A 12536-nucleotide genomic window follows, 5' to 3' on the forward strand; every position below is an offset into this window, starting at 1 on the left:
ACCGAAGCCGCGACCCTGGTGGCGTCGCCCCGCGGCGATCGCGGCGGCTGGAGTGGTGGTCGTGCTTGGCGTGCTGTACCTGCTCGACCTCGCCCTGACCGGAGGCGAAGTCCCGCGCGGGACAGTCGTGGCCGGTATCCCGATCGGCGGCCTGAGCACCTCCGCGGCCGAGCAGAAGCTGCGCGACGAGCTGACACCCCGGCTCACCCGGCCCGTCCAGGTCGTCGCGGGGACAGCCGAAACCCAGTTCCTCCCGGCGGACGCGGGAATCCGCGTCGACTTCACCGCGACCGTCGTCCAGGCCGGTTCCCAACCGCTCAACCCGTGGTCCCGCCTGACCTCACTGTTCAGTGATCGCGATCTCGACATCGTGGCCACGGAGAGCGAGGACGGCCTGGCCGGGACACTCGGCAAGCTGAAGAGCAGCGTCGACCGGCCCGCCGTCGAGGGCGACATTCACTTCGACGGGTCCACCGCGATCCCGGTGGACCCCCAGCCCGGTCAGGTGCTCGACACCGACAGCGCGCAGAAGGCGTTGCTCACCGGGTGGGCCCGCTCGTCCCGAGTGGAGCTGGCCGTGAAGGAGGTACGTCCGAAGGCGACGCGGGAGGGCGTGCGAGCCGCCCTGGCCCAGGTGGCCGAGCCCGCCGTCTCGGGCCCGGCCACCGTGCGCGGCGACGGCCGGACCGCCACGGTGGAGCGACGGCGCATCGCCGCCGCGCTGTCGTTCCAGCCCGGGGACGACGGTTCTCTCATAGCCCGGCTGGACAAGGCCAAGCTGGACGCCCTGCTGGATCAGCTCGCTCCCACCGAGAAGCCGGGGCAGGACGCCCGGATCAGCTTCGACACCGGCGCGCCCGCCGTGGTGCCCTCCAGCGACGGCAGGGTCATCGACTGGGACCAGACCCTCGCTGGGCTCCTGCAGGCCATCAGCCGGGGCGGCAACCGGACGACCGACGCCCGCTACGTCACCACTCCCGCGAAGGTCACGACCGAGCAGGTCCAGCAGGCCGGGATCAAGGACGTGATCGGCGAGTTCACGACGGGCGGCTTCGCCCAGGACTCCGGCGTCAACATCCGCGTGGTCGCCGAGAAGGTCAACGGTGCAGTCGTCCTGCCCGGGAAGACCTTCAGCCTCAACGGGTACACCGGCCCCCGCGGCGCCGCGCAGGGCTACGTGGAAGCTGGCGTGATCGAGGACGGAGTCCCGGCGCGCGAGGTGGGCGGCGGAATCTCCCAGTTCGCCACGACCCTGTACAACGCCTCCTACTTCGCGGGCATGACCGACGCCGGCCACAAGGAACACAGCTTCTACATCAGCCGCTACCCCGCGGCGCGGGAGGCGACCGTGTTCCAGAACCCGGACGGCAGCAGCGTCATCGACCTGAAGTTCACCAACGACTACCCGACCGGCGTGGCGATCCAGACCATTTGGACGCCCAAGTCGATCACGGTGCGGTTGTGGGGCACCAAGCACGTGACAGTCGAGTCCGTGCCGGGCCCGCGGCGGGACTACGTGAACCCGACGACGGTCACCAAGCCGGCGGGTACCCCGTGCAAACCCGTGCAGGGCCAGCAGGGCTTCACGGCATCGGACACGAGGATCATCCGCGACCTCAGCGGCAAGGAGATCAGCCGCAGCACCCGGACCGTCCGCTACAACGCCGAGCCCAACGTGGTCTGCTCGAGTTAGCGGGCCTCATCTTGACGCGGCCCGGATGGCCGCGCCCGTACCCATCGTCACCACCAGCACCGCGGCGTTCACCAGCGAGAACACGACAAGCCCAGCCGGCACCGGCCGGTCGGGCGGCGCCCCCAGCCGCATCAGGTAATCCAGCATGTACAGCACGAGCACCGCGCCGGCGAACATCAGGTGGACGACGAAGCGCCGGTGAGCCACGGTACCGACCGGGATGGGGAGCGACTCCACGAACCCGGCCAGGCCGGCGATCACCGCCGCGAGGAGACCGATCACGACCAGCCAGGTCGAGGCGGTCGTGAACTCCGCCGGCCTGTCGGCGGACCGGGAGGCGACGTCGAACACCGCGCTGGCCATCCAGCACCCGATCGGCACCGTGACCAGCAGTGGGTGCAGCAGGACCTTCCGGCGCCGCGCGGGAGGCGTGGCGGATTCCGGCTGGGACGGCATCTCCACGTGGTCTCCCCGGAGTCAGAAACGAACAGCGTGGCTGCGCGAGCCACCGGCCACAGTAGTTCCGCTTGCCGGGTCACCCGATGAGGCGGCTGGCGAACGGCAGTATCCCTCCGTAGCGAACCGGCGACACTTTCACGAACGTGCCCGACTGTTGAGCCTCGACCATCTGGCCGTTGCCGATGTAGAGCGCGATGTGATGGATCCGGCCTGCCGTGCTCCACGCGAGCAGGTCCCCCGGACGCATCTGGGACAGCGGGACCTTGCGGCCGAGGGCGTACTGATATCCGCTGTAGTGCGGCAGGGGCCGGACGCCGGCGAAGGCGTAGATGAGCAGGCCGGAGCAGTCGAAGCCGATCTTGCGGTAGTCCCCGAAGGAGTCGGCCACCCCGCCGTCACGGATACCCAGGGTGGGGCCGTAGGCGTTGCCACCACCCCACGCGTAGGGGACCCCGATCTGGGAGAGCGCCCGGGCGATCACCGCCTCCACAGACGCGCCGGCGGGAGCCGACGGGCGCTGCACGGAGGGACCGGAGGGGCGCTGCCTGGACGGAGCAGCGCCACGAGCGTTTGGAGTCGCCAGAGCTGCCTGCCGTGCACGTTCGTCGTCGTCGCGTTGCTTCTGCGCCAGCCAGTCCTCGTAGCGCCTCCGCTGGCCCTGCAGGCCCCCGAGCCGGGTCTGCGCGTCGAAGAGCCGTTGCTCGGCGGTGGCCTTGTCCGCCTCGAGCTGACCGGCCCGCGCTGCCTGGCTCTGCTGGGACTGGACCGCGGCGGCCAGCGCGGCGTCAGCGCCGGCCTTGGCCTGCGTGACCTCCGCCTGTCTCTGCTGTGCCACCTGCAGCGCGGCGCGCGCGGTGGCGTCAGCGTTGCCCTTCTCCGTCTGTGCGCGTTGCAGGTCCTCCAGCACGTTGAACTGGCTCTGGCTGAGGGCGGTCAACATCTGGGCGCGGGCTAGCAGATCCCGGGGATTCTCCGCGCCGACGTATGCGGAGACCGAGTCGAGGGTGCTGCCCTGCTGGAAGCTGGCCGCGACGAACCGGTCGAGGTTCTGCCTCGCGGTCTCGACCGCGAGGCCGGCCGCGTCCGCCGTCCGCCGTGCCGTCTCGGCGTCACGCTCCGCCTGCCCCGCGGTGTCCTGCGCGGCCTGCAGGTCGACGAGCGCCTTGTTGGCGTCCTCGAGCTTCACCTCGACGTCGTCCTGCAGTGCTGTCAGGCGGGCTTCGGCCTCGGCCAGCTGGTTGGCGAGCACGCCGACCTCGGCGGCGCCCGACTCGGCCGCCCGACGGCTCGAGTCGATTTCGGAATCGCTCGGCTTGGGTGGCGGCGGCGGGACGGCCGCGCTGGTGCCCGTGCTGCCCAGCGATACGGCGAGCAGAACCGACACCACTGTCCGCGCGCGCCACCTGCTTTCCCTGGCTGCCACCGTCGTGTCCTCCCACCCGCGGTCTTGATCTACTAGAAACGCTAGTAGATCAAGACCGGAAACACAGCCGGACACACCTGACCCACACGGGGGACATTTCGGTCGTATCGATGTGTACTATTACTCGTAGTAGTTACGATTCCGTTTCCGACGTCGACAGAAAGCCGGTGGGGACATGCTCGTGGCCTTCGCGCTGCTCGCCGGGGCAGTCGTGGCGGGGTGGTGCGGCCCGGCACTGCTGCGCCGGTGGGATCCGAGCCGGGCCCCACGGACGATCCTGGCGGCGTGGCTGCTGGCGGTCCTCGGGGGCGCCCTGTCCGCGGCAGTGGGCGTGGTTGTGCTGCTCACGCCTGGGCACGGCGTCTTCCTGGTGAAGACGGCCGAGGACTGCTGGATCGCGCTCTCCCGTGGCACCCTTCCCTCGGTGGGGCAACTGACCGGACTGGCCGGGGCACTCCTCCTCGTCGTGGTGGCCGCCCGGTTCGTCATCCACATCGTGCGCGACCTGCGGGAACGGGACCACACGAACGACGAGTGCCTGACCACACTTCGCACAATCGCGCAGTGCGACGGAGGCTCGCCGATGACCTTCTGGGTCGACGACGACGAGCCGATGGCCTTCAGCCTCGCCCGCCGCCCCGCCGGCATCGTCGTGGCGACGACCGGACTGGCGCAGGCCTTGTCCGCGAAGGAAACAGCTGCCGCGCTCGAACACGAATACGCCCACCTCCGCGGCAGGCACCACCTGCTGGTCCTGCTGCTCGATTCCCTGAGCAAGGCGCTGCCGATCGTCCCGTTGTTCCGCCAGGCCCCTTCGGCGGCACGCGAACTGGTGGAGCTCGCCGCCGACGACGCGGCGGCCCGCGCGTGCGGCGCCGGGGCGATCCGGTCGGCCATCAGCGCCTTGGCCTGTCACGACCTGCCGTACGGCTCTCTCACACTCGCCGACGACGCCGTCAGCCGCCGGCTGGCCCGGCTGGACCACACCCCCGCGCCGGCCCGGCCGGGGCGACGGGCACTCTGGCCAGGCCTTGCGACCCTGACGGCGGTGGTCCTGCCTGCGGCCGCCGCCATCGGCGTGCTGACCGCGGTCATCGCGACGTGCCAGCTCGCCGTTGCCTGAAGAGCTCGCCGCTCAGCCGCCGCCCTACGACTGAGCCAGGCCGGCGTGCGCTCGGTGAACCACGCTCCTCGCGTGTTCGCCGAGCAAGCCGAACCCGGTGCCCAACGCGGTCCACAAGAGACCGAGCGAGGCCAGCGAGAGCAGCCTGAACTGCCAGACCAGCGTGGCCGGAGCGGTCACCGGATCCGGATTTTCCGGCAGCAGGAACAGCACGATCAGACCGGCGACCACCGTTCCCGCGACCGCGAGCTGTCGCGCGGGGTCCGGCACGCCCCGACGTCGCAGGTACCCGGCCAGCTGCCACGCCGCCGTGACGAACACGATGCTGATCGCGATGGCGGCGAGCCACGAGTTCACCCGCTCGGAGACCGTCGCGGGCACGCCGACTCCGGGCGGGTTCCCGGGGTACCGCAGGAAGGGCAGGAACTCCACGGCCAGGAACGCCGCACCAGCGAGGCGCAACGACAGCGACCACGGACGATCCTCCGGCCGCCGGCGCTGAAGGACCGCGTACACCACGGCGAACAGCACCCCGAACGCGAGGCCGGTGACCGTGGTGCCGAACAGGAGCCCCGCATGCTGCGTCGAGCGGCTGAACACCTCGGCGGATTCCGGCGTGCCCTCGGTCGCTCGGCGGGCCGCTTCCAAGGCAACGGCCCGGTCGAGAACGGGCTCGGCGAACACCCAGGAAAAGGCTCCGGAGAGCAGCCCGGCGGCACCGCCGGCGAGCAGCCCACGGCCGAGCAGGGGCAGCAGTGTCATGGCCGGCCCCGTTCAGTGGCACGGGGCGGCGAGCAGGTGCCGTCCGTCGTGGGCGAATTCGTGAATGTAGTTCATGGTCGGCGAGAGTTCACCGAACACCGGGGACAGCAGTGCCCCCTGATCCAGGAAGATCGCGTAAAGCGCGAGCAGAGCGATCGCGACCGCCAGTCCGGCGATCACGACGTCGCGGGCGCCCTTGGTCAGCACCCGCGGTCGGGCCGGCTGGGGAACGGCTGGAGTCGCCATCCTTCATCTCCTCACGGGGTACACACGCCCCGGTCAAGGAAGCCGACGGGTCAGTGTCCTGACTCCCGGGTCACCGCTCGCCCCGACCTTCCCGCCGGAAGAAACCAGCCGTGGTCGTCGTGGGGTTCACTACCCGGTCACAGTGGCGGGACCGTCCCGGAATCACACCGGGTTCCTGCGCACCGTCGCCTCGATCTGCACTTGTCGGCAAGCAGCATCTCCCGGTGCTCCCGCCCGGTCAATCCGGCAACCGGGCGGATCTACTATCACTGATCGTTGCCACTGTCCGACTTGGGGAACGCGAGCGCGTCACCATGCACTGCGAGCAGGACCCGGTCTCCGGGATCGGGAAGACCGGCGCCGGGCAGCCGGGCGGTGATCCGCGGGCCACCGGGCACGATGTCGAGCACCACCGACGCGTCGTGGCCGTAGAAGCTGACCTCACGGACCCGTGCTTCCACCCCGCCCTCGTCGTCCCCAGCGGTGACCTTGATCTGCTCGGGCCGCACCAGAACCTCCGCCGGACCTTCGAACGTGACTTCCCGGACCGGGACGGTGCCCAGAACGCAGTCCGCGACGCCACCGCGCACCCAGGCCGGCAACAGGACGGCCTCGCCCACGAACCGCGCCACGTCCGCGTCCCGCGGCAGGCGATAGAGCGTCGCCGGTGCCGCCAGCTGCACCAGCCGGCCGGCGCGCATCACCGCGACCTCATCGGCGAGGGACAGGGCCTCCGCCTGGTCATGGGTCACGAGGACGGCGGTCGCGCCCGCGGCGCGCAGCGCGGACAACACGGCCCTCCTGGTGCCCTCGCGCAACCCGGCGTCGAGCGCCGAGAACGGCTCGTCGAGCAGCACGACCGCAGGTGCGGGAGCGAGCGCACGGGCCAGCGCGACGCGCTGCTGCTGTCCTCCGGAGAGTTCGTGCGGGTACCGGGACGCGAGCTCGTGGTCCAAGCCGACCAGGTCGAGCAGTTCGGTCAGGCGGTGGCCCGCACGGCGGGCGTGCCGGGTCAGTCCGAAGGTGATGTTCTCGGCGACGGTGCGGTGCGGGAACAACGCACCTTCCTGTGGCACGTATCCGACCCTGCGCCGCTGTGGCGGGATCGAGCGGCCGTCGGCGAACGCCGTGCGGCCGCCGAAGGTGATCGTGCCGGAATCGGGATCGGCGAACCCGGCGATCAGCCGCAGCAGGGTGGACTTCCCGCACCCCGACGGACCGAGGATCGCCGTGATGCCGCCGGCCGGGACCCGCAGGTCGACACCGCGGAGCACAGGGGTCCGGCCGAACGACTTGACGACGCCGGACATGGTCAGTTCGGTCATTCCCGGGTTGTCCTTCTCGCCTCACGAGTCAGCAGGTAGGTGGCTGGGGCAGACAGCAACACCATCAGGACGGCAAAGGGTGCCGCCGCGCCGTATTCGACGCTGTTGCTGTGCTCCCAGAACTGGGTTGCCAGGGTCTGCGTGCCGATCGGCGACAACAGGAGGGTGGCGGTGAGCTCCGTCGCGACGGCGATGAAGACGAGTGCGGCACCCGCGCCCAGGCCGGGCGCGATGAGCGGGAGGATGACCCGTCGCAGGGTTGCCAGGCGGGTGAGACCGAGACCGTGGGCGACGTCCTCGAGTTCCGGTGGGGCCTGGGCCAGCGCCGTCCGCACGTTGACCACCGCCCGGGGCAGGAAGAGGATCGCGTACGCGACGATCAGCAAGGCGGTCGTCTGGTAGAACGCGGGCGTCAGCCGGATACTGACGGTGACCAGGGCCAGGGCGACAACGATGCCTGGAAGGCCGCTGCCGAAGTAGGTGAGCCTTTCGATCGCGGTGGCGAACCGCCCTCGGTTCCGCACCGCCAGCCAGGCGACCGGAATCGCCAGCAGAACCGTGACCGCTGCTCCCATCGCTCCCAGACCGAGGGACATCCCCACCGCCGAGGAGAGCTCCACGATCGGAACATCGGCCGACGGACCGGTCGTGAGCCAGAACGCGAGGCTGCCCAGAGGAACTCCGAGCGTCAGGAGGACCAGGGCGGCCAGGGTCACCATCGCCGGGCCGGCGAAGGCGCCGAGCCTGGCTGGAGCGGCTTCCCGCGCCGAGCCCGCCCCGACCCGGGCGTACCGCAGCCTGCCCCGGAGCCGCAACTCGCCTAACAGCAGGAGCAGGCAGAGCAACGCCAGCACGGCGGCGAGCATGTTGGCGGCCGGGCCGTTGAAGGAGGACTGGAACTGGTCGTAGACGGCCGTCGTGAACGTCGGGAAGCGCAGCATCTGCAACGCTCCGAACTCCGCCAGCAGGTGGAGCCCGACGAGCAGGCACCCGCCCAGCACCGCGGGCCGCAGTTGTGGCAGCACGACGAGCCGGAACGTGTGGAACCGGCCGTACCCCAGGCTGTGGGCGCTCTCCTCCAGCGCCGGGTCGAGCCCTCGCAGTGCCGCACCCACCGGGAGGTACACCAGCGGGAAATACGACAGTGTCACGATCGAGACGGCGGCAAGATACCCGCTCGCGCCCGGCAGCAGTGACACCCATCCGTAGCTGTTCACGAAAGCGGGGACGGCCAAGGGGGCGACCAGGAGTACGTGCCACACCCTGCGGCCGGGCAGCGCGGTCCGCTCCACCAGCCACGCCGCGCCGATCCCGATCGCTGCGGACAACAGCATCGATCCACCCACCAGCCGGCCGGTGTTCCACAACAGTTCGGCGGTGCGCGGGCGGAAGACCAGTTGCTCGACCTGCGTCCATCCCGCGCTGACTGTGTAGACGACCACGAAGGCCAGCGGCACCAGGGCCAGCAAACCCACCAGTCCAGCTGCCGACCGGAGGACAGCCGTCCCCCGCGGCCATCCTCCAGCGCGGAACCGGCGGGCGCCGGCACGCGCCCACAACACCGAGCGGCTCAGATCAACCCCGCCTTCTGCATCATGCTCACGACCATCGGCCCGTTCAGCGTCGCGAGATCCACGGCGGGCGGGTCCAGCTCGGTAAACGGCTTCAACTTCGGGTTGGCTGGGACACCGCTCGCCACGGTGTACTCCAGCGCGTTGCTGTCAGCGAGGATCTGCTGTCCGTTGCGTCCGGTCAGGTACCGGACGAGCTGCTGGGCCTGAGCTTGCTTCGCGCTGCTCTTCAGCACGCCGGCACCGGAAGTGCTCACGAAGGCACCGGCATCCTTGCCGCTGAAGAACTTCAGCTCGGTGTTGGCGCTGATGGCCCCGGCCTGGGCGCGGTCCTTGTACCAGTAGTAGTGGTAGATCACGCCGGCCTGGATCTCACCAGCGTTGACCGCGGTCAGCACCGCATTGTTCGTCCGGTAGATCTTCGCGTTCGCCTTGAGCCCGTCCAGCCATTGCTGCGTCACGGCTTCGCCCTCGACGGCCAGCACCGCACTCACGATGGCCTGGAAGTCCGCGCCCGCCGCGGCGATCCCGATCTTGTCCTTCCACCGGGGCTGCGCGAGGTCGACGATCGAACCGGGCAACTGGTCGGGCGCCAAGGCCTTGGTGTTGTACACGAGGACGGTGGAGCGTGCGGCGAACCCGACCCACTCGCGGTTGCCGGGAACGAAGCGCTCCGGCACTTGAGACAGCGTGAGGTCGTCGACCCGGGCGAACAATCCCTTCGACTGCACCAGGTTCATCGCCGGCGAGTTCTCCGTCACGAACACGTCCGCCGGGGATGCGTCGCCTTCCTGAACGATCTGGTTGGCCAGCTCCGAGTCCGAACCGGACCGGATGTCGACCTTGATCCCAGTCTCCTGGGTGAATCCGTCCACCATGGCCTTCGCGGCGGGCTGCGCACTGTACAACGTCAGAACGTCACCGCCCGACGCCGACCCGGCGCAAGCCGAGACGCTGACGGCGGTCAAGACGCTGACCGCCACCGCCACCGCTGTCCTGAACCGCTGCATCAAGGCCCCATCTCGCCTGAAAAGTCGAACTTAGGTCGGCCTACCTTAAGTCGGCGCGGGATCGAGGAACAGCATGGGACGAATCACAGCGAAGCCAAGCCTTACTTTGGTTAGGCTTGACTGCTCTTCGTTCCCCTCTCCCGGGGAAAGATCATCCCTCTCGACACAAGGACGAGTCGCAGTGGACAGTCAGGTCGCGCCGCGGGGAACGCCGAACCAGGAGTCACGGGTGGGATTCGCACATTCCCTGCGTTCGTTCGGCGTCCGGACGGCACTCGTCGGACCCGACGGAACGACTCTCACCTACGACGAGCTCACGCGCCGCGTCGACGAAGCGATCCAGCATCTCGGCCCGGTCCGGCGGCTCGTCCTGCTCACCGCGGCCCATGACCTCGACACCGTGGTCACCTACCTTGCGTGCCTCCGCGCCGGACATCCGGTGTTGCTCACGTCGAGCGAACCACCGGACACCCTCATCGCCCGGTATGACCCCGACGTCGTGGTCCGCGAGCCGAAGGGCTACGCGGCGTGGGAGGAACGCCGTACCGGTTCCGCGCACGTGCTGCACCCCGACCTGGCGGTCCTGCTGTCGACTTCGGGGTCGACCGGATCTCCGAAACTGGTCCGCCTTTCGGCGGCGAACCTCCAGTCCAACGCCACGGCCATCGCGGACTACCTGGACATCCGGAGCGATGACCGGGCCGTCCTGTCACTGCCCTTGAACTACTGCTACGGGCTTTCGATCATCAACAGCAACCTTGTGCGCGGCGCCACGGTCCTGCTGACCGCACAGTCGGTGGTCGATCCCGGGTTCTGGAACTTCGTCCGGCGCCATCGCGCGACCAGCTTGCACGGTGTCCCCTACACCTTCGAGTTGCTCGACCACATCGAGTTCGAGCGGCTGCAGCTGCCGCACCTGCGGTATGTCACCCAAGCCGGTGGCCGGCTGCCGCCGGAGACGGTACGTCGCTACGCCCAACTGGGCCGGCGCGACGGCTGGCGGTTCTTCGTGATGTACGGCCAGACCGAGGCGACCGCGCGGATGTCCTACCTGCCCCCTGAACTCGCCACGTCCCGCCCCGGCACGATCGGCCACCCGATTCCTGGCGGCCGATTCGAGATACGCTCCGACACCGGCGGAGACGTGGGCGAACTGATCTACCACGGCCCGAACGTCATGCTCGGTTACGCGGAAGGACCGGCCGACCTCGCCCTGGGACGCACAGTCGACGAGCTCGCAACGGGGGACATCGCCCGCCGTTGCGCGGACGGGCTGTACGAAGTGGTCGGGCGGCGGAGCCGCTTCGTCAAGGTGTTCGGCCACCGAGTCGACCTGGACGTGCTGGAACGACGGCTACGGGAATCCGGGCAGGACACAGCGTGCACCGGTAACGACGAGTACGTCGTCGTCGCCGTGCCTGGCACCGGGGCCCCTGACCGCGTCCGAGCTCTCGCCTCGGCCCACACCGGTCTGCCCGCACACCGCATCCACGTCCGCGTGCTGAGTGAGTTTCCCCGTCTGTCGAGCGGAAAGATCGACTACCCCGCCATCCTGCGTGGCGCCTGCCCGCCGGAGCCGGCCGCGCGCTCCGTGCGGCAGGCGTTGGCCACCGTCGTCAACCGTCAGGACGTGTCCGACAAGGACACCTTCGTCAGCCTCGGCGGCGACTCCATGTCCTACGTGCAGATGACTCTCGCACTCGAACGGCTGCTCGGTCACGTTCCACCGGACTGGCACGTGACGCCCGTTCGTGTCCTGGAAAACCGGGTCTCGGTCAAGCGCGCCACGACGGTCGAGACCGACATCGTCCTGCGGGCACTCGCGATCATCTTTGTGGTGGGCACCCACGTCGGCCTGTTCCGGCTGCTCGGCGGCGCCCATCTGCTGCTGGTGATCGCGGGGTGGAACTTCGCCCGGTTCGCACTGGCAGACCGCAGCAGGAACCGGACCAGTGCGAACCTGCTGCGTAGCGCCGCCCGGATCGCTGTACCGGCGGTTGCCTGGATCGGCTGGCGAGCGGCTTCTCAACCGGACGTGCTCCTGCCCAACGTCCTCTTGATCAACAACTACGTCCGGCAGGGTGCCACCGGGTACTGGTATGTCGAAGTGCTGGTTCAGACTCTCGTCGTACTGGCGATCGTGTTCGCCGTCCCGGCCGTGCGGCGTCTCGAGCAGCGTCATCCCTTCGGGTTCCCTGCGGCAGCGCTGGCCGTCGCGACGTCGGCACGCCTTCTCGTCGACGACACGAGCGGGTTTCCCGAACGGGCGATGAGCATCCAGGGGACGGTGTGGTTCTTCGCTCTGGGTTGGGCCGCGCAACGCGCTACCTGCGGATGGCACAAGCTCGTGGTGCTGGGCACTGCGATGCTGCTGGTCTCCGACTACTTCTTCGACCCCCGGCGGGAGGCGCTCATCCTGGCCGGACTGCTGCTGCTGGTCCTGACACCGCGACTGCCGCTGCCGAAGCCCCTGGCCCGGACAGCCGGGTTGCTCGCAGGCGCCTCGCTGTACATCTACCTCACCCATTACGCCGTTTACCCCGCACTGCTGCCTTACCTCCCCCCTGCTGCCGTGGTGGCGGCCTGCCTCGGAGCCGGGTTGGCAGCCTGGCTAGCGACGGGACTACTGACCCGCCGGTGGACGATGCTGCGTCACACCCGCACGGTGACAACCCGCCGATAGCGACCACGCCCTGGACGGCCCACCGGGACCGGCCTGCGCTCGCCACCCCGCCATCACTACTATCTTCTTTAGTAGTATGATCGGACCTTCGGGTACAGGAACGGAGCTCACACATGGTCGTCAAGCCGGCCCCGGTCTCGGTGCGTCCGCTACCCGCAGCCGTTGCACCACCCAAGGGTTCCGTCCTGCTGCGGTTGTTCCGCACGACAGACCACAAGCAGATCGGCATCATGTACCTGGT

The 12536-nt window shown here is 69.3% G+C and carries 10 protein-coding genes and 1 riboswitch; of the genes, 3 read left to right on the forward strand and 7 right to left on the reverse strand.

Going from position 1 to position 12536, the window contains the following annotated elements; translation table 11 throughout:
• The first annotated feature begins 61 nt into the window (after positions 1–61).
• Positions 62–1693, forward strand: coding sequence for a VanW family protein (locus tag L2C96_RS36065; RefSeq protein ID WP_237339382.1), 1632 nt, complete (start codon positions 62–64; stop codon positions 1691–1693).
• 6 nt (positions 1694–1699) lie between these two features.
• Here L2C96_RS36065 and L2C96_RS36070 read toward each other — a convergent pair whose 3' ends face one another.
• Together L2C96_RS36070 and L2C96_RS36075 are read right to left on the reverse strand one after the other, a co-directional pair.
• Positions 1700–2149: a DUF2231 domain-containing protein gene (locus L2C96_RS36070; RefSeq protein ID WP_237339396.1), complete on the reverse strand. Its 450-nt coding sequence runs from the start codon at positions 2147–2149 to the stop codon at positions 1700–1702.
• A gap of 79 nt (positions 2150–2228) precedes the next feature.
• Positions 2229–3536, reverse strand: coding sequence for an NlpC/P60 family protein (locus L2C96_RS36075; protein ID WP_237339383.1), 1308 nt, complete (start codon positions 3534–3536; stop codon positions 2229–2231).
• A gap of 214 nt (positions 3537–3750) precedes the next feature.
• Between L2C96_RS36075 and L2C96_RS36080 the strand changes: the two genes are divergently transcribed.
• Positions 3751–4698, forward strand: a complete 948-nt coding sequence (locus L2C96_RS36080) for a M48 family metalloprotease (protein WP_237339384.1) — start codon at positions 3751–3753, stop codon at positions 4696–4698.
• Positions 4699–4722: 24 nt separating this feature from the next.
• On the opposite strand, the gene L2C96_RS36085 is transcribed toward L2C96_RS36080, so the two are convergent.
• From L2C96_RS36085 to L2C96_RS36105, 5 genes are all read right to left on the reverse strand, one after another.
• Complete coding sequence (locus L2C96_RS36085; RefSeq protein ID WP_237339385.1) at positions 4723–5460, reverse strand: CbtA family protein; 738 nt, start codon at positions 5458–5460, stop codon at positions 4723–4725.
• Between the two features lie 12 nt (positions 5461–5472).
• Entirely contained in the window at positions 5473–5706 is a 234-nt protein-coding gene (locus tag L2C96_RS36090; RefSeq protein WP_237339386.1) for a CbtB-domain containing protein, read from the reverse strand.
• A gap of 31 nt (positions 5707–5737) precedes the next feature.
• Positions 5738–5926: riboswitch (cobalamin riboswitch) on the reverse strand.
• 46 nt (positions 5927–5972) lie between these two features.
• Positions 5973–7031: an ABC transporter ATP-binding protein gene (locus tag L2C96_RS36095; RefSeq protein WP_237339387.1), complete on the reverse strand. Its 1059-nt coding sequence runs from the start codon at positions 7029–7031 to the stop codon at positions 5973–5975.
• Complete coding sequence (locus tag L2C96_RS36100; protein ID WP_237339388.1) at positions 7028–8506, reverse strand: ABC transporter permease; 1479 nt, start codon at positions 8504–8506, stop codon at positions 7028–7030. Before L2C96_RS36100 ends, L2C96_RS36095 begins: the two co-directional genes overlap by 4 nt.
• A gap of 95 nt (positions 8507–8601) precedes the next feature.
• Positions 8602–9612 (reverse strand): iron ABC transporter substrate-binding protein, encoded by a 1011-nt coding sequence (locus tag L2C96_RS36105; protein ID WP_237339397.1) that lies wholly within the window; start codon positions 9610–9612, stop codon positions 8602–8604.
• A gap of 181 nt (positions 9613–9793) precedes the next feature.
• On the opposite strand from L2C96_RS36105, the gene L2C96_RS36110 reads away from it, so the two are divergent.
• Complete coding sequence (locus L2C96_RS36110) at positions 9794–12295, forward strand: AMP-binding protein (protein ID WP_237339389.1); 2502 nt, start codon at positions 9794–9796, stop codon at positions 12293–12295.
• Positions 12296–12536: the final 241 nt, after the last annotated feature.

Source organism: Amycolatopsis tucumanensis (assembly GCF_021654135.1).
GTDB lineage: Bacteria > Actinomycetota > Actinomycetes > Mycobacteriales > Pseudonocardiaceae > Amycolatopsis_E > Amycolatopsis_E tucumanensis.